Below are 26,362 nucleotides of genomic sequence, written 5' to 3'. Positions count from 1 at the left end.
GTTTTTTAGAAATAATGAAACGACTGAATTAACAGAAAAAGACTCTCAAATATAACAAAAAAATGTAGGAATTAATTATGAGGCAATAAGTTATAATTTGCTAGGCTTCTTTTTTCTTCAAACATCGCCCTCTCGGTTCATCACCTTCATGAAGGACAATATCCGAATGTAAAAATTGGGCAGCATCTGCAGAATCTCTTACTTTGTTTGCGCTGCGTTCCAGCATTTCTGCTTCAAACTCTGTTAATACACTTTTCCTGATTCCGGATTCTCTCCATTGCGATAAAGGCTTGCATCCTTTTGCGATTGCTCTTGCTAGCGATAATGCATCCAGTAAAGCTTGATTGGCACCTTGACCTTTAAACGGACTCATTGGGTGCGCTGCATCTCCAATTAAGGTTGATGAACCACTTTTATCTAATAAATCAGAATCGAGTAATTGACGATCATAAACAGGATATCCCGAAATCTGAGCGGCTAAAGTTGCCTCTAAAATCTGCGGAATTGGATCGTGCCATTGTGTTCTGCGAAAGGCTTCTTCTTTTAAAGCTGAAGGCCCTAAAACACTTAAAGATTTTGCTTCATCTTCAGACATTGGAAAACTCAATTGCCACATCACAGAATCTGAAGTGTAAGGCATGATATAGATTCGCTCATTGCCATTTGCAGTTTGAAATACCGTTGCCGAATCCAGTAAAGAACTATCAACACCTTCAAGTGCACTTAACGGACAAATGCCTAATATTACAATACAGTCCAAATAACGTAAAGGTGTAATATCGTCCCCAATTAAAAGCTTTCGAACCGAACTGCGAATACCATCGGCACCCACAATAAGATCAGCTTTGGTGCTTTTTATTTCACCATTTACCAGAAAGTTTATGTCGAGACTTTCATCTTCACATTCTTTAAAATCAACTAATTGATGTCCCCATTTTATAACATCATGTCCGCCAAGTTGTTCTAGTAATTCTAAACGAAGCGATTGCCTTGCGATATGCACATTAGAACGTTTTACAGCTACTTTAGCATCAGTCTGCAGCCATTTTCTAATTCCCCATTCGCCAACCACTTTTCCTTCGGGAGTATGCACTAAATGTCGTGTAGAAACTACGCCGTCTTTTAAGGAAAAAATACCTAAACCTTCGATCGCTTTACTGGCTTGCTGCAAAGTAAGTCCGTAACCCTGAGATCGGGCAGAGAAGTTGTCATCGCGCTCATAAATAGTAAAAGGAATTCCTCGGTGCAAACAGGCAACAGCAAGTGCAGTTCCGCCAATTCCGGCACCAATAATAGCAACGTGAGGGTAATTTTCTGTATCTGGTTCGGGAAAACTGGCAGATTCAATTAATCCAGATCCGTTGCAGTTCAAACATTTGTATAAGTTAGCCTTAGGACGAACAGGAGGAGTTCCATTGCCTTGTGTTTTTTCAAATTCTTCGAATGCCATTTGGTAATTAAGCCGTACTTTTTTGCTAAGCCTTCGACTTTTTTTACCGCGTCCCTGACATTCCGGGCAAGTAGTCCACATATTCGTTTGTTTAAAACTAAATCTTTGTACCAAATTTAGAATGGGCAAATTTAGAGCGAAATTAGAATATACACAAATTCAATTTTTTACTGAAGGCTAATCGTTGTTCTATTTTTTAAATATCAATAATTTTCAATATCAAATTAGCGAAATAAAATAAATAAGATTTTTTCTATTGCTGTAATATGTTGTATTCTTTGGTTTTACAAAAAAGGTATATTGATTGCTTATGAATTGAAACTGATAACAGAATTTTAACATAGTTCTGCTTAACATTCCTTAATTTGTTAAGGAAATAAATTAAAAAACCAAAAACGAATTTTATTAAAATTAATTCCCAATTAAACATTTGTATATGGAAAATTTAAAAGCATCCTTAACGGCTATTGACGGCCTTTTTACAGAAGAAAATCTAATCCCCCAAGAATATCAGATTTCAGAAATTCATCAAAGAGAATATCTCTTAAACGGTAAATTAGTTCCATGGAACGGAGACGTTACCAAAGTTTTTTCTCCCGTTTTTGTGAATGGAACAGACGGACTTAAACGCAAACTCGTTGGAACAATTCCGCATACTTCTGCCAAAGAAGCATTAGAATCATTAGACGCAGCCGTTGCAGCCTACGATGACGGACAAGGCGTATGGCCAACAATGAGCGTTGAAGACAGAATTAAATGCATGCAGAAATTTGTGTACTTAATGATTCAGCAGCGTGAATTGGTTATCAAACTTTTAATGTGGGAAATTGGAAAAAGCCTTCCGGATTCAACTAAAGAGTTTGACAGAACGGTAGAATATATCAACGCTACAATTGATGCCTTAAAAGATCTGGACAGACAATCTTCGCGATTTGAAGAAGCAGAAGGCGTTTTGGCACAAGTCAGAAGATCTTCTTTGGGTGTTGTTTTGAGTATGGGACCATTTAATTATCCTTTAAATGAAATTTTCACCACACTGATTCCGGCCTTAATAATGGGAAATACCATTTTGTTTAAATTACCTAAACATGGCGTTTTAGCACATTATCCTTTATTGAATGCCTTTAAAGAAGCATTTCCTCCGGGAACGGTAAATACGCTTTACGGACGCGGTGCAGAGATTATTTCTCCATTAATGGAAAGCGGAAAAGTAAATGTATTGGCTTTTATCGGTTCAAGTAATGTTGCAAATGGATTAAAGAAACTGCATCCAAAAGCCAACAGACTGCGCTCTATTTTAAGTCTTGATGCTAAAAATGCTGCGATTGTAACGAAACATGCCGATATAAATGTTGCTGTAAATGAATGTTTACTCGGCGCATTATCTTTTAACGGACAACGCTGTACGGCATTAAAATTAATTTTTGTGCAGAAAGATGTTGCCGATGAATTTGTTCAAAAATTGAGCGAAGCTGTCGCAGCCTTAAAACCGGGACTTCCGTGGGATAAAGATGTGAAAATTACACCGCTTCCGGAAGTTGATAAACCAGCTTATCTTAAAAATTGTTTAGATGATGCGTTGGCAAATGGAGCAAAAATTATAAATGAAAACGGAGGATATACCAATAATTCATTTGTATTTCCATCTGTAGTTTATCCGGTAAACGATAAAATGAAATTGTATCACGAAGAGCAATTTGGGCCAATTATTCCGATTGTTCCTTTTGATTCTATCGATGAACCAATTAATTACCAAATCAACGCGTCGCACGGAATGCAGGTGAGTATTTTTAGCGAAGATCCGAGAGAAGTGGCAAGTTTAATTGATCCGTTTGTGAATTTAGTAAGCCGTGTAAATATCAACTGCCAATCGCAGCGCGGGCCGGACGTTTTTCCGTTTACCGGAAGAAAAGACAGCGCAGAGGGAACTTTATCCATTTCTGATGCATTACGTTCTTTTTCAATTCGTTCGCTTGTTGCCACTAAAGCTACAGATGCCAATAAGAAATTGTTTAACTCAATTGTAAGAGATCACGATTCTAATTTCTTGAGTACAGATTATATATTTTAATAGAAAGCGAGCAATTGTATTATCTTTGTTAGGCTAGAAGAAATAGCTTTTTAAAGTTTTTATACCCAAGATATGTTTGAAGTTTTTGCCAAATATTTACTGAATCAGATACAATTAAGTGATGAAGAATTAGAAATGATTCGGGAAGTTACTGTTGTACGTAAACTTAGAAAAAATCAATATTTGTTGCAGGAAGGCGATATCTGGCGTTTTAATGCTTTTATCACAAGAGGCTGTTTGCGAACGTATAGTGTAAATGACAAATCAAACGAACACATTATTAATTTTGCTATTGAAAATTGGTGGATAGGAGACAGAGAAAGTCTTTTGAACGGAACGCCTTCACGTTTTAATATTGATGCCATTGAAGACAGCGAAGTATTATTAATAAGCAAAGATAATTTTGCAATGCTTACCAAAAGTATTCCTCAATTTCAGGATTTGGTAAACTTGATTATTGAAAGAAGTTTTGTCGCAAGTCAAAACCGAATTAACAGCAGTATCAGCCATTCTGCCGAAGAAAAGTATAAAAACTTTATGGAAAAACAGGCTCATATAGCCTTGAGAGTTCCGCAGCATATGGTAGCTTCTTATTTGGGAATTACGCCTGAAACTTTAAGCAGGATTCGAAAGCAGACTTTGAAAAAATGAATTGATAATTGTTAATGGTTAATTATTAATTGTTAATACTGAATATGAAAAGGGTAGGAAACAGGTGTTTTCTGCCCTTTTTTTATTTTAAATAAACATGCGCTAAAAACCTTGATTAAAGTCAATTTGTTTGATATTATATATCAATGTTTTTCAAAGTTAGAAACAAGAACTTTGTAACATTTATAATAATTAAACCATTGTATTATGTCACATTTTAAAAGCGATGAAGCGCTCTTGCTAACTACTAAACTTTATATAGAAGCGTGGCTTTTATCTAACAGAAGATTACACAATTTAATTATCAAACTTTCTGAAGAAGAAATCTATAAAGAAATTTCTCCCGAAAGAAACCGTGGAATTTATCTTTTGGGGCATCTTATTTCTACAACCGATACCATGATTGAGTTATTGGGTTTTGATAAAAAAAGATATCCTGAACTCGATCCTATTTTTGTTTCTGCTCCGGATAAATCGGGTAAAATTTTTCCTGATTTTGAAGTTTTAAAACAAAACTGGGAAAAGATAAATGCTGTGATGTTAGAACATATCGAAAATATGTCACCAGAACAATGGCTTGAAAAACACGCTTCTGTAAGCGAAGATGATTTTAAGAAAGACCCAACTAGAAATAAACTTAATGTTTTGATTAGCAGAACCAATCATCAAAATTATCATTTAGGGCAATTGGTTTTGTTATTATAATATTTATGTCAATTGTGTTTTAGGTATAAAAATTTTATTAAACACATAAAGGCATAGATTTAAAATGATTTATTAAGAAGATTAAAAAAAATCTAGATTTTAACACATAGCTTTGTGTGTTTTTCGATGACGCAGCTTTGTCAAAGTTTTAAACTTTGACAAAGCTCTACGCGTACAAATATGTGAATTAATGCAAGTGAAACGCCTTTTTAACCCACAGAAAAGCTATGTTCCTATGTGTTTAAAATAATTATTTTTTGGCAGTTTGATTTCTAATTCGACTTAATGTTTCTGCAGAAATTCCCAAATAAGAAGCAATCATATGCTGTGGAAATCTGGAATGTACATTCTGAAATTTATGAAGGAAATTGGTATATTTTTGTTCCGATGTTAAACTGATATTCGACAAAACCCGATTTTGAGATTCTATAAAACTAATCTCAAACAGCTTTTTCATGAATTTTGAAAGATCTGGAATTTCGGTTAAAAGTTTTTCAAAATTTACTTTCGAAATCAATATCACTTCAGAATCTTCGAGAGCATCTATATTTAGATTTGAAGGTGTTTCAGAAGAATAACTTTCCATATCGCCCGTCCAGGAATTTTCTAAAGAAAAATCAATAATATGTTCAACGCCGCGATCATCTACACTATACGTGCGTAAAAGTCCTTTTAAAACAAAAGCATAATAACGCCAAATTTCACCTTCCTGCAGCAGAAATTTTCTTCGCTTAATATTTTTATGAATAAGAGTTTCTTGTATTAATTCAAATTCAGATTCAGAAATTTGAAGTTTCGTTTTTAAATAATCGAGAAAATCCTGAGACATAAAAATGAGTTTGGGTAAAATTATCGATTTTGATTTATATAATAAAAAAATCCCGCCATAAAGCGGGATTTTGAAGTTAAAAGAACTCGGGAATTTATTTTTTTAATCCGTCAATAAAAATGTAAAGCGATTTGATTTTGTTGTTTTCTATCGCAAAAACATCCTGACCAGTAATGGTATCGGGTTTACTTTCAGGGCCAAACTGCCAAAAAAGGCGTGCAATATTATTATGTGTTTCAATTGGTTTTGCCAAAGAGAATTTAAATCCCGGATGTTTTTTCTGAAGATCATCAATAAACGGATTCAGGTTAGCAGTTCCGTTTAAAATAAAAAACGGATCTACAATATTCACATCTTCGGTATAAATCAGTTTGAAGTTTTTGGTTCTTTTCTCTACATTTTTTTCGCCCCAAGTTGCCAAATGTAATTGAAGCAATTTTTCTACTTCAATTGTTGCCATAACTTTTGTTGCGCTGGTAATTGCAAAAGATTCTCCAGCCAATTTAGGCGACCATAATTTAGTCTGCGGATTTTCTTTTTCATACGCTTTTCCGTTAGGATACGAAACCAGCTCAAACTGCGCTCCCCAAGGCGCTAAAAAATAAACCCAGGATTCGCCCGCAGTTGGCCCCGCAGTACTTACATTAGGATCACTCAAAACGGTTATCCCTTTTGATTTAAGATATTTTACGCTGTTATTAATATCATCAGTATAAAAAGCAGTATGATTCCAGCCCAAATCATCTCCGTAAGGCACTTCTTTATTTCCTTTTGGTGATTTGTATTCAAATAATTCAATATTAGCTCCGTCGCCGGCTCTTAGCGATACGATTTTTTCAACCTGAGCACCAGAGTGAATTTTGTATTTTTCTCTCCATACATCGTCAAGCTCAAAAGGGCCAATTTCTGTTACAGGCGTGAATCCTAAAATATCTTTAAAAAAGGGCAAAGCCGTTTTCATGTCAGGAACCGTAATTCCAATGTGTTCAATGCCTTTAACTACAGGAGTTTGAGCAGATGTGTTTTGCGAAAATATAGTGGTAAGCGTTAACATATAGATTGTTTTATAAATTGTTTTCATTTGTTTTATCATTTTATTTCTGTTAGAAATTCTGAAATTGGTTTTCTAACCTTTTTTACTTTTAAATTATAATCGTTGGTTTCGTCTCTGTAGCCTAAAGCCAAAAGCATGGAACTTCTCAATCCTTTTTCGGGCAATCCTAATAATTGATCTAATTGTGCAGGATTGAAACCTTCCATTGGTGTTGCATCAATTTTTTCGAGTGCGGCTGCAGCTACAGAAAGCCCAAGTGCAATATTTGCCTGTTTTGCGGCGTGATGGAAATTTTCTTCTTTAGTGAAATTTCCAAAATAACTGATGGCGAAATTCTTTTGACGTTCGGTTACGGTTTCTTCATGATTTCTTTGTTCGTTAAGATGTTTAAAAACACGATCAATTCTTTCCGGCGTATAATTATCCCAAGCTGCAAATACCAATAAATGTGATGATTCAACAGCTTGCGGCTGATTCATGGCGATAGGCAGAATTTGCTGTTTAAGTTCGGGATTGCTGATCGCGATGATTTCATAAGGCTGTAAACCAATTCCCGAAGGCGCAAGATGAGCGGCTTCAATAATGCGTTCCACAATTTCATCAGGAACTTTTTGGCCAGTCATTTTTTTTGCTGCATAACGCCAGTTTAGTGCTTCTATAATAGATTTCATAGTAGTTTATTTTGAAGAGTTAATAAGACTTTACGAGTTTTGCAAAGCCTTATTTAGTTGAATTAGTTGCTGTAAGCAGAAAGCCATTTCGCTTTAATCTCAGCTCTTGCAGTAATAAATTCCTGATCTGTTCCCTGAGCGATAGCGTCAAGTGGTAAACGTAAAGGGCGTGTACCTTTTTCCATGTTTACAAGAGACAAGATTCCATCAGCAATAGTTTGAGGGTTCATATCGTATTGTGCCATTTTTCCATAAAATGCGCCGCCAAGAGCGTTGAATTTAGTTGCAGTTTCTTCACCGTATTCGGCAATAATATCTGCTTTATCAGCCTGAAGTCCTGATTTTTGACCGTTGTTCATTTCTGTTGGATAAACGCCCGGCTGAATACTTACGTTTTCAATTCCGAATTCGCTTAATTCATCCTGAATTCCTTCTGTAATACTTTCTACACCAAATTTAGAAGCTAAATAAGGTCCCATAAAAGGTAAAGTGTGTCCGCTTGCGCCAGAAGTAAGGTTGATAATTAAACCGTTTTTAGCTTTACGCATGCTTGGTAAAACGGCTTGATACGTACGAATAACACCGTAGAAGTTAACTTCGAACATGTTTCTGATCTGGTCTAAAGTCCAAGATTCCCAAACACCATATCCGGCAACTCCGGCATTGTTTATAAGTACGTCGATTTTGCCATGTTTGGTTAAAGTTTGTTCGAATGCTTTTGTTACCGACTCATCGTTTGTAACATCAATATCAACTACTTCAACATTTGGCAAAGCAGCCAATTCTTTTGCAACGGCTTCGTTTTTACCGTTTGTTCCACGCATACCTGCAATAACGGTATGACCAGCATTTGAAAGCGTGATTGCAGTTAATTTACCAAATCCTGTACTTGTTCCTGTAATAAAAATTGTTTTTGACATTTTGTATCTATTTTAATTAGTGAAATATTTATAGTACAAAGTTGCGTCAGGAACACTCGTTAAGTCATTGATGTTTATTACAAAAAATCTTGACATTTATCAAGAGAATGGAAGAACGGGACGTATTATTTTATTTTTTATAAGCTAATTTCCTTATTCTGCTTAGAGTTTCGGGAGTAACGCCTAAATAGGAGGCTAACATATGCCTCGGAACACGATTGGCAAGCTGTGGATAAAATTCAAGAAAATGAAGGTATTTTTCTTCGGCAGTATAGCTAATATCGGCCTGAATTCTTTTTTGCATGGTATTCATACTTTTTTGAAGTATGCTGCTGATGATCGAACTGAAGGTTGGGATTTTTTCGCAGATTTTATCGAAGTAGTCTTTATGTATTAAAAGAACTGTTGTGTTTTCGATGGCTTCGATATTTAGTTTAGAAGGTGTTTCGTTTAATAAACTTTCGCGATCGCCTGTCCACCAATTTTCGATTGAAAACTGAATTGTATGTTCAACGTTATCAGCGTCTACAGAATAACGTCTGACGCAGCCGTCGCAAATAAAAGCGTGAAAATTCCAAACATCGCCTTCTTTTAATACCAGCTGATGTTTACGGAATTTTTTAACGTTGCTGACAGATTCTATAAACGCCCATTCGTCATCAGACAGAACAGCTTTACTTTCGATATATTTTTTAAATACACTAAACATATTACAAAGATATAGTATTTATAAACGGCTTAAATGAAATAAAAAGGCCGGAATTAGAGATTAATTCCGGCCTTTAATTATGATGTTATCAGGTTTAGTTTCCGATAATTGTATTGGTTTGGAAAATGTTTATTTTATTTCCATCAACATCTGTAATCATGGTACATAACATTTTATCTCCTGCCAGATATTGTTCTTTCCATACAAAATTGACCCCTTTTTCTTCAAGTTCTTTTGTTGCGACAGCCAGATCTTCAACTTGCAAAACAATTGATTTATTACCAAGCGGAATTAAGTGGAGCGGAGCATCGGCAAATAAAGCTTCGATTCTTTCGGGATTGGGGATATTTAAAAGTTCGATGCGCATTCCGCCAGCTTTTAAAATAGCCGCTTCCGCAGATCCAGACGGAATTGCAAATGTAGTACGGCTGACTAATTTGAAATCAAATATATCTGAATACCATTTAATGGACTGCTCGATATTTGAAACCGTAAAAGCAATATTGTAAAGAGAAAAGGAGGCAAGTCCTGATTTATTTGCAGTTGTATTTTCCATGTTTAAAGGATTTTAAAAATTTGTATTTGAAGTAATGTATTTTATGATACAAATTTCAAACAAATCTTATTTTAAAACATTGACATTTGATAGGAAATGTATTGATGTAGATCAAGAATATTTGATCTTTTAAACAAAGTAAACTGAGCTTTTGACTAAAGTGACTAATTACAAATAGATTTAATTTTGCCTTTATAAATCAACCACTTAATAAAAAGAATTATGCAAAGAGTAGTATTAGTTACAGGTGCATCTGCAGGTATTGGTAAAGAAACAGCAAAACATTTAGCAGCCAATAATTATATCGTATATGGAGCTGCCAGACGAGTAGATAAAATGAAAGATCTGGTTCAGCTAGGTATAAAATGTATTGAAATGGACGTTACAAATGATACTTCGATGCTAAACGGTATCAATACCATTATTACGAATGAAGGAAGAATAGATGTTTTGATCAATAACGCTGGTTTTGGATCTTATGGCGCAATTGAAGATGTTTCGATGGAAACGGCAAAATATCAGCTGGAAGTAAATGTATTTGGTGCAGCGAGATTAATTCAATTGTGTCTTCCGTATATGAGAGAAAATAAGTGGGGAAAAATTGTCAATATATCGTCTATTGGCGGCAAGATTGCGAGTCCTTTTGGCGGCTGGTACCATGCCAGTAAATTTGCAATTGAAGGTTTGAGCGATAGTCTGCGTAATGAAGTTAAACCATTCGGGATAGATGTTATTGTAATTGAACCAGGCGGAATAAAATCTGAATGGTCGGGAATTGCATTTGACAGTATGGTTAAAACTTCCGGTCACGGTGCTTACGGAACAACGGTCAATAAATTGATGAAGACTTTTGCGAATATTGAAAAAAAGAATCCGGGACCAATACTTATTGCAGAATTAATTTTGAAAGCCTTAAAAGCAAATAAACCAAAAACACGTTATCATGGAGGTTATCTGGCTGGACCAGCTCTTTTTATGCGAAAAATATTGTCTGATAAAATGTTTGACAAAGTAACTATGAGTGCGATGAAATAGATAGTTAACAATTAACAATTGATAATTGATAATTATCAATTGTTAATTGTCTATTTAATATCTTTTAAAATCGCAATAACTTCAGTAATTTCAGTGCGTAAAGTATTTATTTTGCCAACCGTTTCGGTACTAAATTCCCCCAGATTGGCTTCTTTTTCAATAATAGAGACATAATTGCTAAGATCCTTCAGCATAAAAATATCCAAACTGGATTTCATAGTATGCGAAAGTTTTTTTGCAGTATCAACATCATTTTTATGAATGGCATCTTCCAATTGCATTACTTCATTCGGAATTTTTTCTAAAAACAAATAGATCATATCTTTTCTAAAGTCAGGATCTCCGCAGGAAACTTCATCTATAAAAGACAAATCGATATTTCGTTTTTGAGTAAGCGGAATATCTTTATTCATTACCGTTTTTATGGCATCTAAAAGTACGGCCTGTTTAAACGGTTTTGGTACATAACTGTTCATTCCTTCTTTATAACAACGTTCTTGTTCTCCAACCAAAGAATGCGCGGTCATGGCTATAATAGGAATATTCAGCTTCATTTCATTTCTAATGTACTGCGTAGTTTGATACCCGTCTTTAACAGGCATCTGAAGATCCATTAGAATTAAATCATATTTATTTTTTGATAATAATTGGATTCCTGCTTCACCATTTTCGGCAATATCTACTTCATAACCAAAGTTGTAAATAACGCTTTTTACCAATTTTTGGTTTAAAACATTATCCTCACAAAGCAATATTTTATATTTATCCGGATTATGTACGGGTAAAGTTGTTTTTATTTCTTCAACATCATCAGCTTTTTTATAAGTAAGTGTGAAGAAAAATTCTGAACCATGACCCAATTTGCTTTTTACCTGAATTTCAGAATGCTGTAATTCAATTAATTGCTTTACAATATTAAGCCCAAGTCCCGTACCTCCAAATTTTCGTGTTGTACTTTCTTCAGCTTGTGTAAAACGTTCAAAAATAGTTTTAAGCTTCTTTTCGGGTATTCCAATTCCGGTATCTTTAACAGAGAATCTAAGCGAATAATTATCAGCTGTTTCAGCAGTCTTTTTTACAGAAACAGTTACTTCGCCTTCTTCAGTAAATTTTAGAGAATTTCCGGCAAGATTCACCAGTATTTGATTCAGTCTTCCCTGATCGCCAATAACCATTTCCGGCATATCGGCATCCAGAAAAAGATTAAATTCCACATTGGCAGGAACTTTTACCTTTAATAAATCATAGATATGTTTAAGGGTATTTTTTAAATTGAATGGATGTGCATCGATAGTCAAATTTCCAGATTCGATTTTAGATAAATCCAGAATATCATTCACAATTAAAAGCAGGTTTTCTTCTGCAATTTGTACGCTATTGATATAATCGCGTTGAATGGTATCGAGCCTTGTCTCAGCAAGAAGATCAGTAAAACCAATAATAGCATTTAAAGGCGTTCTGATTTCATGGCTCATATTGGCCAGAAAACTATCTTTTGCAAGAACAGCACGCTGTGCAATTTTTTTCTGCGCTGCCAGTTCTGTATTTTTTGTTCGTAATTCGAGTTGATTGATAATATGCTTTGCTACAATCGAAAGCGCATTTTTTTGATTTTCATTCAGTTCCTTCGAAATATGATCGATCGCGCAAATCGTTCCAATGTTATAACCATCGGGAGTTGTAAGCGGAATTCCGGCATAGAATCTAACTTTAAAACCATCAACTACATTAGGATCATTTTTAAATCTTTCGTTTAAATGAGTATCTCCAATTTCAACCATTTCTGAATCCAAAATGGTATAACGACAGAAACTAATTTCACGAGGAACTTCAGAAACTCCAATTCCAATTTCAGATTTAAACCATTGTCTGCTTTCATCTATAAAAGATATGTGCGCAATAGGCACGGCACATATATAAGAGACCAATTTAGTAGCATCGTCAAAGATATGCTCAGGAAGTGAATCTAGTATATTATAACGTTTTAATGCTGCTAAACGTTCTGTTTCGTTGTGTGGTAGAGGTTGTTGGGGATTGCTCATTCTAATGAAAAGTAAAATGCAAAAATAGAATAATATTAAATAAAACTCGTCAGCTTGTTCTTAAATCTATCTGTATCAGGTAGAAAAATAAATTATGATGTTTATGGATGCTATTCAATCAAAATGATAAAAACGTATCATTTTGAGAAGTATTTTATAAACGGCACTATTTTGTGTTTTTAATGTAAGATGCTTATAAACAGATAATAATGTTTGGTTTTGAATTGTAATACTACAATTGGTCTCTAATTTGGAAGACGTGTTTGAATTATAGAATTACGCTTTATTACTAAATTAAAATGCGATAAATCAAATATGAAAACCCAAGAACCGCCCGTAGATTTTTCAGACAAAGATTTTCTGTCTGCCTCCATTTTAGATAAAACCAACTTATTTTGCCACAATCAAAACCCTGAAGATCCAATTGAATTTTGGGTTGAAACTGCTAATTCTGACCATATTTTCTGGGTACAGGAAATTTGTGACATGACATTATCATCTGCTATAGCGCGGGGAACCGGTATTTCCGGACGGTCGCCGGAACTTCTTAAAGAAAAAATAGAAAAAGGTGAGGCTGTTATTGCTTTTGCATTAGACGGAAGATGGGCAGGCTTTTCTTTTATTTCTTCCTGGGATAATGGTCGGTTTGTTTCAAATTCCGGATTAATAGTGGCTCCCGAATTCAGACATACCGGACTTGCCAAAAACATTAAAAGAAAAATTTTTGAATTAAGTCGTCAAAAATATCCCGAAGCCAAAATATTCAGCCTTACTACAGGTTCGGCAGTAATGAAAATGAACCATGAAATTGGTTTTGAACCTGTTACTTATTCCGAATTAACGACTGATGAGATTTTTTGGGAAAACTGTAAATCCTGCGTCAATTGTTCCATATTACTGAATAAGGAAAGAAAAAACTGTTTATGTACGGCAATGTTGTATGATCCGAAGAAACATAATATCCTGTAACTTTTAAAAATGATTATATAAGTGTTTGATTTTGAGTTTAAGTAATTTTAATTAAATTTAAAACTTAGAGTTATGAACACAAAAAATCCAAATCCGAATAACACTCCAAAGAGTGGTTCTGATAATCGAAGTGACATGAGAAAACATCAATATAAAGATCATGATGAAGTTTTAACAAACGATGAAAAATATGATGTTGATACTCATAAATTTAAAGGTAAAGAACCTGATTTTGACGATAAGTTGAATAACGAAGAAAAAAAATAATTTTAAAACGTCTCAAATTTCTGTTTGAGACGTTTTTATTTTGAATTAATTATAGTTGTTGAAAACAATAACGACAATACTTTGCTAAGTATTCAGCTAGAGAGTAGTTTATAATTGTTAATAAATTTTGCGAAGTAAAAAAAACTATGGGTTGATTTTTATAGATTTGCAAATCTATAATTTCCAAAAATTAGTTTTTGGAAACAATTATAAAAGCCAAAGACAATGAAATCCGTTACCTCAATATTTTTATTTTTAATATTCGGTTATTCAAATTGTTACTCTCAATTGAGCTCAGATCAAATATGGGAAAGCTTTAAACAAGGAGAACGTACCAACTGCTCATCGATTGCTTTAATCAAAGCCGCTTTAAATATTTACGGGGTAGACAATCTTTTTGTAACTCAAAAAATAAGCGACAACGAGCAAAAAATTATACTAAAGAATAATGCTTCCTTTAATCTAAAAAGTGCTGAACTCGATAAAGCCAGATTTTCTGCCGGGTTTGTTCTTATTAAAGATAATTGTGAGGCCGAAGCTATTACAGATTATGCAATACTGGCTTACGCAGTAATGGCAAAATACAAACAGATTATTGATAAAGATGCCACTTTTGATAAAGCTTTAGAAGATTTAGAAGATGGGGAAGTATATACACCAACTATTTATAAGTATCTGGGATTTGAAAAAGGCAAACAAATTCAAAAATTAAAGCGACAATCCGGAAATGAATTTTGCGGAGTTGTGGCTTGGTCAAACGCGCATGCCGTGTTTGTTTGCGAAGAATTTATGGATTATTACGGCAATAAAAAGAGTATTTGGATCAAATATCCGGGAAGATTTAGAATTATTAAGTCGCCGGACGATATAAGAAACAGCCATCAAATCGCCGAAATTCCTAAAGATACGCTGAGTTACGACGACGAAATTGAATGATATAACACTCATTGTTAAAGTTTTCTAAAAAAAAGAAATGAAATAAGTTGTGATTTAAGTTAATTTATATATTTTTGTCACAACCAACAACTAATTTACATCTACAAAATGAAGAGCAAAATTATACTATTATGTGCCCTTTTCTTCTTGACGACTGGCGCTATCATGGCACAAGCAAAAAATGCCCCAAGAAGTATCATCAGTACAACAGCCTTAATTCGTAAATACCACGATCAAAAAGAATTGAGCGGTATGCAAAAAGGTGAACTTTTAGAATTGTACATCGAGCGTATTAAAGTATTAGTGAAAACTCTTCCTTACATCGCATTGGTTACAAAACCAGGAGTTACTATGGCAGATTTAGGTATTCCAGACGATGGAGACCACAAAAAAATCTTAGATAACCAAGCAATTGGTACTTCTACTTTCTTAGATACGACAGTAGAATTTCAAAGAAAAATGATGCCTTACTCTGATAAAGGAAACCTTATCGCAGCAATTTTATTCTACGAAAACACATTAAAATCTTTACACGAATTCAACGACTTGAACGAAATGTAATAAACATACAAGTTTGAAAAAACTTAAAAAACTCCAAAGTCATTTGATTTTGGAGTTTTTTTATTTTACAGCTAGAATTAATTTTCTATATATTTGAAATATGAATCTAAATATAAAAGACATAGTTATTAGACGCGCTGTAAATGCTGATTTGCCTAAACTTGAAACATTTCTGCAGTTTTTAGTAGAGGCAGAGCGTCCGTTTGATCCCACATTAAAAGAAGGAGAAATTTTTTATTATAGTATACAGGAACTTATTTTAGATAATAAAACTGAGGTTCTGGTTATGGAATACAACAATGAGCTTATAGGATGCGGATATGCTCAAATTCGTTCAGCAAAACCATATCAAAAACATGAATTATTCGGCTACCTTGGTTTTATGTTTGTAGATCCTGATTTTAGAGGAAACGGTCTTAATAATCTCTTGCTTAATGATCTTAAAAAATGGGTTTTATCTCAGGGAATAACCGAGGTTAGATTAGAAGTGTATCATGACAACGAAGCCGCAGTGAAAGCTTATGAAAAAGCAGGTTTCAAATCAATATTGACAACTATGCGATGTGATATAAGCCCAGCAAATGAGGATTTATAATTCATGATTCGCAAGTTTTTAAATTTCTTTTAGCTCGTCCCATTCTTTTTTTAGCATTGCATATTGAAATTCGCTTCCCCATTTTCCTTTAAAGAATATGTTTTCAATAAAATGTCCTTCTTGTCTAAAGCCAATGCTCTTTAGCAGATTAATTGAAGCAATATTTTCTGCATCAACGATTTCGACTACGCGGTGTATTTTTATTTCATGAAACAAAAATGCTAAAATTGCGAGAAGAACTTTTTTAGCATAACCCTTTTTTTGTTCCAGATGCGAAATGGTGATTCCTATTTCGGCAATTCTTGGATCATATTCGTCAAGTTTAATGGCGCAGTCACCAATAAGTTTTCCAGTTATGCGATTTTCAATTCCGTATTGAACCCATTCTCCGGCTTTACCAAAATGTTTACTTGAATTATCTTTAATAAAATCTTCTGCCTGTTCCATTGTCATAACATCAAAACCCTGATATTTTGTGACTTCTGGATTGGAACGGTAGATAATAAAGTCTGATAAGTCAGATAATGTTAAATGTCGAATAATAAGCTGCGGAGTTTCTATATGTAAAGGTTTCTCGATCATTTAGTTATCTAAAGTTTTAAAGATGAATTTTGATTAAATGAAAGTAGACCAATTTCATTGAATTTACAAATTGGAAAAAAAATAATTACAAAAAGAGAATGTGATTATAAACAGGGTCGATTTTTTTTATATTCTCATTTTCAGAGCCTTAAATTATCAAGTTTGCATCTATATTTATTCTTGATTTTTTATTTCCTTAAAAAATATATGTTATTGATTATTAAGTTTTTATGTAAACGAAATCGTTGTATGAGTCTTGATTTTTTGTCAACCTTTTCTTTAATTTCTTTTTTAAGTATAGTTTCGTTATGCCCTTATTTTAAGGCACTAACTATTTAAAAACCAAAACTTATGAGAAACAAATTACATGCTATTTTTTTTAAAAGAGACTGCCATATTTTACTATGGATTTTTTTCGTTCTCTTAACTTCAAGTTCTTATGCGCAGCGCGGTTATTATGATGCGCCGTACAAAAGATACGAAGCCAATTTAGGCCAATTGTCAAATGGTGCTGCAACTACTTCAAAATCATATGTGCAGTCTGATCTTCAATCAGAAGCTTCAGATCAGCAATGTGTGAATCTGTCTGCTACAAACGCTACCGTGCAATGGACACTTACAGAAGCCGCAGACGGACTTGTAATTCGTTACAGCGTTCCTGACGGACAATCGGGTACTGTTGGTGTTTATAACGGAAATACAAAGCTTACAACGCTTACTTTGACTTCAACCTGGTCGTGGGAGTATTTGTGGAGCAACGGAAATCCGAATAATAACGGAATCACAAATCAAAACCCAAGAATGCGTTTTGATGAAGTGCGTTATAAACTTCCCGCTAAAATTGCGGTTTCGGGAACTTTAAAAATTGTGAGAGAATCAGGAAACATTCATTTGGATTTTGCAGAAATGGAACCAATTCCAACGGCGGTAACGGCTCCGTCAGGTGCTGTAACGTATAGTGGAAACGGAAGTGATCTTCAAACTTTTATCGACGCAAACGGCGGTAAAAAAATCTTCGTTCCAACTGGTGTTTATAACGTAAACAGAGAATTGTATTTTGGTTCGGCAAATACTTCCTTAATTGGAGCCGGAATGTGGTATACTCAAATTAATTTTACCAACACGAGCAGTTTAAACGGAGGATTGCGTGCTAATGCCAGTAATATTTCATTTACCGATCTTTATTTAACGACAAATTCAGCTTCGAGAAGTAATTCTTATAAAGGGATAAATGGCGTTTTTACAAGCGGTTCAATTGTAAAAAATATTTGGGCAGAACATTTTGAATGCGGTGCCTGGATTGCACAATACAATACGGGAGGTCCTGCAATTGCTGACGGATTTACATTATCTCATTGTCGTTTTAGAAACAATTATGCGGATGGAATTAATCTTTGTAAAGGAACTGCCAATTCTGTTGTAGAACATTGTAATTTTAGAAACAATGGTGATGACGATCAGGCAATTTGGTCTGCTGACGGATTGGAATGTATCAACAATACCTTTAGATATAATACTTCAGAAAACTGCTGGCGTGCTTGTGGTCTTGCTATTTATGGTGGAAAAAACAACAAAGGCTACAATTTGATTATTAAAGATAATCTTGAAGCAGGTATCAGGATGAGTAATAATTTTCCGGGAGCGCCATTTAACAATGATGGAATGCACGAAATTCACGATATTACGGTATCAACCTGCGGAACTTTTAATGATACATACAATAATCCTGTAGCGGCTGTAGATATTTTTAGTGCCACAAATGCCGGATCTCAGGTTAAAAATGTACAGCTTTATAATATCGATATTAATGATTCAAGAAATGATGCGATTTCTATCAGCAAAAGATCGGGTGATGGAATTTACAATCTTTCATTTAAAGACATTACCGTTAACGGAACAGGTAAAGAATTTCCAAACAACAATGCCTTAAATAGAAATTGGGGCAGAGGTTACTTTGTACTTATTGCAGGTTCGCCTAGTGGAAATGGTACCTATTGCAACATGAATTATTCTAACAGAGGCGGAAATGCTGCTGCAAATGAAGAAATCAGTGCCATTGGTTCATTTTCATGGACACAAAGCAGCAACTGTTCTACTGTAAATGTTCCGGTTACGGGCGTTACCATTTCGCCAACAACGGCGACTTTAAGCGTTGGCGCAACACAGCAATTAACACCAACTGTTGCTCCTGCAAATGCTACAAACAAAAATGTAACGTATAGTTCTAATAATACAGGCGTTGCAACGGTAAATGGTTCAGGTTTAGTTACGGCGGTTGCTTCGGGAACGGCAACGATTACGGTAACAACTCAGGATGGAAATAAAACGGCAACAGCTGTAATTACTGTAAATTCATCAAATGTAGCAGTTACAAGTGTGAGTTTGAGTCCAACATCGGCAACATTATCTGTAGGCGGAACACAGCAATTAACGCCAACAGTTTTACCATCAAATGCAACAAATAAAAACGTAACGTATAGTTCTAATAATACGGGTGTTGCAACTGTAAATGGTTCAGGTTTAGTTACAGCAGTTGCTGCTGGTACAGCTACCATTACAGTAACCACTGTAGACGGAAATAAAACAAGTACAGCAGCGATTACGGTTAATGCTGCAACAGGAAATTATTTCACGATTAAAAACAGATGGACTGGAAACTATTTATATGATGCCGGAGCAAATGTTGGATATGGAGCAACGGTTGCCAACAACAATTACAAATGGGAAAAAGTTGCGGTTGATGCTACTTTTTATATCCTAAAAAATGTAGGTACGGGAGATATAATGAATATTGAAAACTTAACAGGGGCAGTACAATGTACGGCAGGATCAACTGGCTGGTGGAGTGCGCAATGGTCAAGCGAAAATGTGGATGGAACTTACGTGAGAATTAAAAACAGATGGCAGACAGGAGCTATGATTCATATTGAAAACCTAAACGGTTCTGCTCAATATAACGGAGGTCAAAACAATTGGGAAAGTGCACAATGGCAGTTTCAATCTACTTCTACATTAAAAAAAGCGAATGTTGAAGCAGCAGTAACAGTTGAAAATTCTGTAGTTAGTATTTATCCAAATCCGTCGATTAATAATGAGTTTAATGTTGTTTTACCGGAATTAGAAGCGGGTGATTCGGCAACAGTAACGGTTACGGATATCAACGGAAGAAAAGTTTTGGTAAACAAAATCAATTCTTCTGCAAAAATCAATCATCATTTAGCTTCTGGAATTTATGTTGTTACGATTAATTCTAATGCTTTTAATGTTTCTAAAAAGTTGATTATTAAATAATAAATTAGAGTTTTATGTAAAGGTTTCAACTTTTACAGTTCAAATTATTCCTCTTTAAAAACGATCAGATATGTTTTATATCTGGTCGTTTTTTGTTTTCTCTAAATATTTTCTCCATTACTTTCAAAATACAGAATTTCTTCAAAATTGGTGTTCAACTTTGCCTAATAATTTAATTGTTTTCTATGAGGAAAAACTACGTTTATTTTAATCACCAAGCGTAATTATTAATTTCTAATTTTCATTTAAAATGCGAAAAACGTTCCTCTTATTTATTTTTGGTATGACTTCTATTTGTGCCCAAAACACAGTAAGTGATACAATTGCAGTACAAGATACTGTACACAATTTAAAGTTTAACTACAAACAATTGATCATTCCCAGCGTTCTTCTTGGGTATGGTTTTATTGGTTTAGAAAGTGACCAGCTTAAAACTTATAATGCACAAATTAAGGAAGAAGTAAATGAAGATATTGATCATAAAATCTCTATTGATGATTTCTCGCAATGGGCGCCTGCGGCTTCTGTATACGGCTTAAATGCTTTTGGTGTAAAAGGAAAAAATAATTTGAAAGACCGTTCTATTATTTTAGCAAGTTCTTATTTGATGATGAGTGCTTCGGTATTTGCTTTAAAAAATATTACCAAAGTAGAAAGACCGGACGGATCTTCTAACAATTCTTTTCCTTCAGGACATACTGCCACCGCTTTTGCAGGAGCAGAATTTATGTATCAGGAATATAAAGATCAATCGATTTGGTATGGAATTGCAGGATATGCAGTGGCGACAGGAACGGGACTTTTTAGAATGTACAATGACAGACACTGGCTTACAGATGTTGTTGCAGGCGCAGGAATTGGAATTTTAAGTACAAAAGCGGCATATTGGATGTATCCGTATTTGCAGAATAAAGTTTTTAAATCTTCAAAAGAAAACAAAACTACCTCAATGATTATGCCTTTTTATAACGGAAAAGAATTGGGCTGCAGCTTTGTGAGACAATTTTAAATCTGACTTTAAGCAAAAAAATATTCCATAGAGAGAATTAAAAAAGGTTCTTTCTATGGAATTATATTTTTATAAATCTACTAAAACGTTCAGCGCTCCTGGCAGTATTTTGATGTTTAATTTATTTGTTTTCAAATTATGCTGTTCTCCGTCAATTTGAGAATCGATAAAGATTTTTGACGGCATTTCAATTTTAATTTCTTTTACTAAAAAGTGCTGCGCTTTTTTGAATTTTTCGATTGAATTTCGAAGCACATTAAAACCCAGCATTATTTTTTCTAAAAAAGACAATTTCGGAATTACAATCATATCCAATAATCCATCCTGAAGACTTGCTTTTGGCGTAAGACTCATATTGTAACCCATTTCGTTAGAATTGGATATAAACAACATCAGCGGATTTATTTCAAGCATTTGATTATCAAATTGCACAATTGTTTTTTGAGGTTTAAATTCTAAGCTCGAAGACGTTGCTGCTTTAATATAAGCCGGAAGTGTTCTTTTTCCTGCTCGTTCGTATTTTTTAATAATAAGCGCATCGATGCCAATACCCATATTGCTAAAAAAGTATTTATCATTTACTTGTCCTACATCCATTGCTGTTGCATGCCCTTTTTTAATGATAGCAATTGCTTTATCAAAATCTCTTGGAATATTCAAATTAGAGGCCAATCCGTTTCCTGAACCTACAGGAACAATTCCTAATTTTATGGAAGTTCCTATAAGTGAAGAAGCTACTTCATTTATCGTTCCGTCTCCGCCGCATGCAATTATATAATCTGGATTTTGTGCAATGGCCGCTTTTGTAAGTTCAATTGCATGCTTTTTTTGATTTGTATAATCAACCTCAATTTTATATTTATCTTTAGGAAATTGGCTTAAGATATAAGACGCAGACAAATTGTGTTTGCCGCTTCCGGAAATGGGGTTGATTATAAAATGAATGTAAATCATTATTGTAAAAGTTTATTGGTAAAAAGGAAATCGGCGGTTTGGTACCACGAAATGGTTTCTTCTAAAAAAGACTGATCTATCGGAAGTGATTTCAGACTGTTATCTTCTTTATTCCAGGAATAAAACGCCTGCTTTTTCTGATCTGATAAAATCATTACTTTATCTTTTTTCATTAAAACTAATTTTCGATAAGTTCCCATTAAAGCACGTTGTTCAAATTGAGAATCCAAAACGTTTTTTCCAAAAAAATCAGATTCATAATCCCAATGAAACAGTGAAAAAAGCGTAGGCCATAAATCAATTTGAGAACATTGCTGCGCTATTTTCTGATTTTGATTTTCGGGAAAGTTAACAATGAAAGCAGGAATATGATAGTTGGCCACATCAATTTCATCTTTTCCGGCACTGCTGGCACAATGATCTGCAATTATTACAAAAACGGTATTTTTAAACCAAGGTTTTGTCTGGGCTTTTCTGAATAATTCTTTTAGCGCAAAATCAGTATATTTTACAGCACCTTCACGACTTGTTCCCGAAGGAATATCAATTTTTCCCGAAGGATAAGTAAAAGGTCGGTGATTAGATGTTGTCATTACAAAATTGAAAAACGGCTTTCCGGTTTTATATTGTGAATCGGCTACTTTTAGCATTTTATTAAAAATGTCTTCGTCGCAAATTCCCCACGCATTTTCAAAAGTTACTTCATTGTCGTTGATATTATTACGAGTCGTTTTGATCTCATCGCTCAATACACTTCCGCGTCCGCGATCGTAAATATTAAATCCGTTTCCGCCAAAATAAGCGTTCATATTATCAAAATAACCGTCGCCGCCGTAGAAAAAATTACAGTCGTATTTTCTGGATTTGAAAACACTGCAAACCGTATATAAATTTTTATTGTCGGGTCTTTTTACAATACTTTGACCCGGAGTAGGCGGAATACACAAAGTCACGGCTTCCATTCCTCTTACGGTTCTGGTTCCTGTGGCATATAAATTTTCAAAAAAGATGCTCTTTTGGGCAAGACTATCCAGAAAAGGCGTGATGTTTTCTTTATTTCCAAATTCTTGCAAAAAACTTCCGCTCAGACTTTCTACCAAAACAAACACAACATTTTTGTTTTCAAGAGAAGGAATAGAGTCTGTAATTTTTCTATGAATCGAATAATCTTTTCGGGTATAAATAGCATTAGGATCGGCTAATTTCTTTTTAATAAGGCCAAAAGCTTTATCATTATGTATAGAAGTATAGAAATCAACATATTTCATTTGGTTGTTTCTAAAAGCGGCAAAAAAGGAATAAATACCTGATTTTGATATTTCTGAATTGTATCTATTTTGAGACCATTCTGCCTGATTATTGGTAATAAAGAAACCAAAAAATAAAGCAATGCAAATGGTAGATAATAAAACCGAAAGTCTCGTTTTTAAATTTGCTTTAGAAGTAAACGTAGTTGTAAAAGCACCTCTTTTATAAAAGATAAACAGAAACACAAAAGTAAGCAGTAATACGCCGCCAATTAAAACGGGCAGGGGATAGGACTGTTGAATGTTAGCTACAACTTCATGCGTATATATAAGATAATCAACGGCTATGAAATTAAATCGTGTTTTAAATTCATCCCAAAATGTCAATTCGGCAAAAAAAGTAAAAACAAGAATAAAAACGGTTAAGGATGTAAAAAAGTAAATTAAGATTTTATCTAAAAAAGAACCAACCCATTTATTTGGCATTACAGTATAATATAATACACTGCAAATAGAGATGAAAGCAACAGTACCAAAATCAAAGAAAAGACCTGTTACAAGGGTTCTTAAAAGATCGATAATATTCCACGAAACTTCACTATACTGCCATATAAAAAAGGAAATTCTTAAAAATTGAGATAGTATTAAAAACCAAAAAATAAAATGCATCAACAGTGAATATCTGCCGAACTTTGAAGATAATTTGTTCATAATTATTATTTAACATTCGTATGCAAATTTTATAATGCAATTCTGAATTAATTTTGAATTTCATTTTGGATACCGTTAAAACTTGTAACTGTACCCAAAACGAACAACTTGTGTTTCATAATAATCCTTGCTTGTATAGCGAAATCCTTCGCCTTGAATTTCTTTTTTGATTACCAGCGTATTGAAAACATCTGTGGCATTTAAAAATATTTCGCCTTTTCCTTTTTGAACGATCTTTTTTATACCCAAATCTGTAGAAAAGCGGGAATCTATTTTTCCCTGCGGAATTATGTCTGGTGCGAGATATACCATAGAAACCTGACCGGAAAGTGTTTTATTGAATAAAAAAGTATTGTTCCATTTTACATTTCCCGAAGTTATTTCCTGAAGACTGCCCGTGTAAGTTGATGGAACAGGATATAAATTGGTGACCGTAAAGGCATCTATTGTATTTTTATATATGTTTCCATTGATGTTGAAAGAATACCACGAATTGATTTCTTTTGCGTACACAATTTCGGCACCAAAAGAAGAACTTTCCAGAGCATTTTGAAATACGTTATAAATCAACGAACTGCCGGGAACTGTAGTCGCAATTCTGGTAATAGTTCCGTTTATAACGCGATAATACAAAGAGGTTAAAAAATAGCCTTTGTTAAAATCGGTTTTATAACCTACTTCAAACGCGCTTGTATATTGCGGGCGCAGGGCAGGGTTTCCTACTTTAATAATCTCGGCATCATCGTATTTTGGAAAAATACGTATATCGACTTCATTTGGCCTGTCGACACGGCGGTTATAAAAAGCGGTGAATTTGTTTTTATCATCAATTTTATAAGCCAGTTTAACACTCGGAAAAGGTTCTGTATAATTATATCCGTTGCTTTTATAAGTAGGATGATTAGGATTTACATCGTACTTAAGATCGACATATTCATAACGAAGCCCCAGTTCAGCTTCAATTCTTTCACTTTCATAAATATAACTACCGTAAACAGCCGGAATGATTTCTTTATAAGTCGCCCAGCCTCCGGCATTTGCATCTATTGGAGAATTTTCTCCCGGAAAAAACTGCATATTGGTAGGAATCTCTCTGTTTCTAAATTTAATTCCGGTTTCAAAACGTCCGTATTTTAATGGCTGTACATAATCTAAATTAAGGTCGATTACTTTTTCATCCGAAAGCAGTTTAAAGGCATCTTGTCCTCTAGACGCTGGCAGAATATTATCAAAGAAATATTTTTCATCTTCCTGATGATACGTATAATTAATTCCTGCATTTAATTTACGCCCAGCCTGTTTGAATTTATGCTGATAAGAACCGCTTACCATAACAGTTGTTTTAAGCTCATCTTCTAAAAACTGCCACAAACGCAAACGCTCCGTATTATCTTCATTAAAGAAAGGTTCATCTCCATGATCCATAATTTTTTCACGGCCATAAAGACCAGAAAAAGAAAAGGTATTTCGGTCGTTATAATTCCAGTCAATTCCGGTTTTAAGTGTCGTAAAATGCGTATCCCGATTTCGCTTTGTCTGTTGATTAATTATGCTGCCGTCATCATAAGTTCTGGTAACAAATTCATTTTTATTTAGTGTTTCTGTGTAGAGATAATCGGCTTGTAAATAAGCATTTATTTTATCTTTTCTGTAGTTTAACGAAAGGCTCGGATTAATTTTAGGTGTCACTTTATATTGAGGTCTTATCGTTGGCAGATTCGCCTGACGCTCCCACAAAGCTCCGTATCCCGAACTAATTCCTATTTTTCCGTTTAATCCGTCTTGTTTGTTTTTTTTGTAGATAATATTGATGATTCCGGCATTTCCGTTGGCATCATATTTAGAAGATGGATTGTTTATAATTTCAATTTTTTCGATGGCAGAAGCCGGAATATTATCGAGTCCGGACTGATTTCCAAATCCTGTCAAAGCAGTTTGTTTGCCATCAATTAAAATGGTGACTTTATCATTTCCTCTTAATTGTACTTTTCCGTTTTGAACGGTAACTCCGGGTAAATTCTGCATGGATTGCAAAACAGAGCCTCCGCTTTGCGTAATATTATCAGCAACAGCAAAAACTTTTTTATCTAATGTTACAGGATTTTGCTGTGCTTTTGAACTAACAACGACTTCTGATAAAGTATTGATATCTTCTTGAATTTCAATGTTTCCAAGGTCTAAATAATCAGAAAGACTGCCCACAAATAAAGTTTGGGATTTGGTTTTAAAACCAACAACGCTGACTTCTAAAATGTAGTTTCCCGAATTTACAGCTGCAATGGTAAAACGTCCGTCTTCACCGCTTACAGTGCCAAAGAAAATTTTAGAATCTTTAGAAGATTTTAAAACCACATTAGCATAAGGTATTGCCGTTTTAGAATTACTGTCTTTTACGATTCCGGAAATGGTTACCGATTTTTTTTGGGCGGATAGCTGCAGTACTATTATCAATAGAAAAGATAACAGCAGTATTGTTTTTGATTTCATTTGTACTATTTAAAAAAAGAATAGTACAAAGTTCATAACCGATTCTGTAGGAAGTTTGAA

Annotated in this window: 23 protein-coding genes; 11 read left to right on the top strand and 12 right to left on the bottom strand. The window is 34.2% G+C overall.

Annotated elements, in window-relative coordinates; all coding sequences use genetic code 11:
* Positions 1–100: 100 nt before the first annotated feature.
* Positions 101–1,531, bottom strand: a complete 1,431-nt coding sequence (locus tag B3C18_RS06310; RefSeq protein ID WP_291144091.1) for an FAD-dependent oxidoreductase — start codon at positions 1,529–1,531, stop codon at positions 101–103.
* A 355-nt stretch (positions 1,532–1,886) separates the two neighbouring features.
* Here B3C18_RS06310 and B3C18_RS06305 point away from each other — a divergent pair, with 355 nt between their 5' ends.
* The 3 genes from B3C18_RS06305 (at position 1,887) to B3C18_RS06295 (ending at position 4,877) form a co-directional block, all read left to right on the top strand.
* Positions 1,887–3,521: an NADP-dependent glyceraldehyde-3-phosphate dehydrogenase gene (locus B3C18_RS06305; RefSeq protein ID WP_291144088.1), complete on the top strand. Its 1,635-nt coding sequence runs from the start codon at positions 1,887–1,889 to the stop codon at positions 3,519–3,521.
* 72 nt (positions 3,522–3,593) lie between these two features.
* Positions 3,594–4,172, top strand: a complete 579-nt coding sequence (locus B3C18_RS06300) for a Crp/Fnr family transcriptional regulator (RefSeq protein WP_291144085.1) — start codon at positions 3,594–3,596, stop codon at positions 4,170–4,172.
* Positions 4,173–4,379: 207 nt separating this feature from the next.
* The gene (locus B3C18_RS06295; RefSeq protein WP_291144081.1) at positions 4,380–4,877 is read left to right on the top strand and encodes a DinB family protein; all 498 of its coding nucleotides are present in this window, start codon (positions 4,380–4,382) and stop codon (positions 4,875–4,877) included.
* A 250-nt stretch (positions 4,878–5,127) separates the two neighbouring features.
* On the opposite strand, the gene B3C18_RS06290 is transcribed toward B3C18_RS06295, so the two are convergent.
* The 6 genes from B3C18_RS06290 to B3C18_RS06265 all read right to left on the bottom strand — a co-directional run bounded on the left by B3C18_RS06290 (position 5,128) and on the right by B3C18_RS06265 (position 9,616).
* Complete coding sequence (locus B3C18_RS06290; RefSeq protein ID WP_291144077.1) at positions 5,128–5,706, bottom strand: Crp/Fnr family transcriptional regulator; 579 nt, start codon at positions 5,704–5,706, stop codon at positions 5,128–5,130.
* 94 nt (positions 5,707–5,800) lie between these two features.
* On the bottom strand, positions 5,801–6,787 hold the full coding sequence (locus B3C18_RS06285; RefSeq protein WP_291144074.1) for a VOC family protein: 987 nt from the start codon (positions 6,785–6,787) through the stop codon (positions 5,801–5,803).
* An 8-nt stretch (positions 6,788–6,795) separates the two neighbouring features.
* Positions 6,796–7,431: a nitroreductase family protein gene (locus tag B3C18_RS06280; RefSeq protein WP_291144071.1), complete on the bottom strand. Its 636-nt coding sequence runs from the start codon at positions 7,429–7,431 to the stop codon at positions 6,796–6,798.
* A gap of 62 nt (positions 7,432–7,493) precedes the next feature.
* Complete coding sequence (locus B3C18_RS06275) at positions 7,494–8,351, bottom strand: SDR family oxidoreductase (protein ID WP_291144068.1); 858 nt, start codon at positions 8,349–8,351, stop codon at positions 7,494–7,496.
* Positions 8,352–8,481: 130 nt separating this feature from the next.
* Complete coding sequence (locus B3C18_RS06270; RefSeq protein ID WP_291144065.1) at positions 8,482–9,060, bottom strand: Crp/Fnr family transcriptional regulator; 579 nt, start codon at positions 9,058–9,060, stop codon at positions 8,482–8,484.
* A 94-nt stretch (positions 9,061–9,154) separates the two neighbouring features.
* A complete protein-coding gene (locus tag B3C18_RS06265; RefSeq protein ID WP_291144062.1) occupies positions 9,155–9,616 on the bottom strand; it encodes a VOC family protein in 462 nt (153 codons plus the stop codon).
* Positions 9,617–9,838: 222 nt separating this feature from the next.
* Between B3C18_RS06265 and B3C18_RS06260 the strand changes: the two genes are divergently transcribed.
* Entirely contained in the window at positions 9,839–10,651 is an 813-nt protein-coding gene (locus B3C18_RS06260) for an oxidoreductase (RefSeq protein WP_291144060.1), read from the top strand.
* A 50-nt stretch (positions 10,652–10,701) separates the two neighbouring features.
* On the opposite strand, the gene B3C18_RS06255 is transcribed toward B3C18_RS06260, so the two are convergent.
* Positions 10,702–12,693, bottom strand: coding sequence for an ATP-binding protein (locus tag B3C18_RS06255; protein WP_291144058.1), 1,992 nt, complete (start codon positions 12,691–12,693; stop codon positions 10,702–10,704).
* A gap of 315 nt (positions 12,694–13,008) precedes the next feature.
* Between B3C18_RS06255 and B3C18_RS06250 the strand changes: the two genes are divergently transcribed.
* The 5 genes from B3C18_RS06250 to B3C18_RS06230 all read left to right on the top strand — a co-directional run bounded on the left by B3C18_RS06250 (position 13,009) and on the right by B3C18_RS06230 (position 16,021).
* Positions 13,009–13,662, top strand: coding sequence for a GNAT family N-acetyltransferase (locus B3C18_RS06250; RefSeq protein ID WP_291144055.1), 654 nt, complete (start codon positions 13,009–13,011; stop codon positions 13,660–13,662).
* 72 nt (positions 13,663–13,734) lie between these two features.
* Positions 13,735–13,929 carry a hypothetical protein gene (locus B3C18_RS06245; RefSeq protein ID WP_180857841.1) on the top strand — a complete coding sequence of 65 codons (195 nt, stop codon included), beginning with the start codon at positions 13,735–13,737 and terminating at the stop codon, positions 13,927–13,929.
* 225 nt (positions 13,930–14,154) lie between these two features.
* Entirely contained in the window at positions 14,155–14,865 is a 711-nt protein-coding gene (locus B3C18_RS06240) for a hypothetical protein (RefSeq protein ID WP_291144049.1), read from the top strand.
* A gap of 108 nt (positions 14,866–14,973) precedes the next feature.
* On the top strand, positions 14,974–15,426 hold the full coding sequence (locus B3C18_RS06235) for a hypothetical protein (RefSeq protein WP_053470390.1): 453 nt from the start codon (positions 14,974–14,976) through the stop codon (positions 15,424–15,426).
* A 100-nt stretch (positions 15,427–15,526) separates the two neighbouring features.
* Positions 15,527–16,021 (top strand): GNAT family N-acetyltransferase, encoded by a 495-nt coding sequence (locus B3C18_RS06230; protein ID WP_291144044.1) that lies wholly within the window; start codon positions 15,527–15,529, stop codon positions 16,019–16,021.
* A gap of 18 nt (positions 16,022–16,039) precedes the next feature.
* Here B3C18_RS06230 and B3C18_RS06225 read toward each other — a convergent pair whose 3' ends face one another.
* Entirely contained in the window at positions 16,040–16,603 is a 564-nt protein-coding gene (locus B3C18_RS06225) for a GNAT family N-acetyltransferase (RefSeq protein WP_291144041.1), read from the bottom strand.
* 351 nt (positions 16,604–16,954) lie between these two features.
* Here B3C18_RS06225 and B3C18_RS06220 point away from each other — a divergent pair, with 351 nt between their 5' ends.
* Both B3C18_RS06220 and B3C18_RS06215 read left to right on the top strand, forming a co-directional pair.
* Positions 16,955–19,894, top strand: a complete 2,940-nt coding sequence (locus B3C18_RS06220) for an Ig-like domain-containing protein (protein ID WP_291144037.1) — start codon at positions 16,955–16,957, stop codon at positions 19,892–19,894.
* 283 nt (positions 19,895–20,177) lie between these two features.
* Positions 20,178–20,903 carry a phosphatase PAP2 family protein gene (locus B3C18_RS06215; RefSeq protein WP_291144034.1) on the top strand — a complete coding sequence of 242 codons (726 nt, stop codon included), beginning with the start codon at positions 20,178–20,180 and terminating at the stop codon, positions 20,901–20,903.
* A 69-nt stretch (positions 20,904–20,972) separates the two neighbouring features.
* On the opposite strand, the gene B3C18_RS06210 is transcribed toward B3C18_RS06215, so the two are convergent.
* The 3 genes from B3C18_RS06210 to B3C18_RS06200 form a co-directional block, all read right to left on the bottom strand.
* Positions 20,973–21,857, bottom strand: a complete 885-nt coding sequence (locus tag B3C18_RS06210; RefSeq protein WP_291144031.1) for a diacylglycerol/lipid kinase family protein — start codon at positions 21,855–21,857, stop codon at positions 20,973–20,975.
* Complete coding sequence (locus B3C18_RS06205) at positions 21,857–23,815, bottom strand: LTA synthase family protein (RefSeq protein ID WP_291144028.1); 1,959 nt, start codon at positions 23,813–23,815, stop codon at positions 21,857–21,859. Before B3C18_RS06205 ends, B3C18_RS06210 begins: the two co-directional genes overlap by 1 nt.
* 75 nt (positions 23,816–23,890) lie before the next feature.
* Positions 23,891–26,302: a TonB-dependent receptor domain-containing protein gene (locus B3C18_RS06200; protein ID WP_291144026.1), complete on the bottom strand. Its 2,412-nt coding sequence runs from the start codon at positions 26,300–26,302 to the stop codon at positions 23,891–23,893.
* Positions 26,303–26,362 lie beyond the last annotated feature (60 nt).

It is taken from the genome of Flavobacterium sp. UBA7680 (assembly GCF_002482975.1).
Lineage (GTDB): Bacteria > Bacteroidota > Bacteroidia > Flavobacteriales > Flavobacteriaceae > Flavobacterium.
The sequence above is the reverse complement of the archived record's forward strand: the minus strand, read 5'-3'. Positions and strand labels throughout refer to the sequence as shown.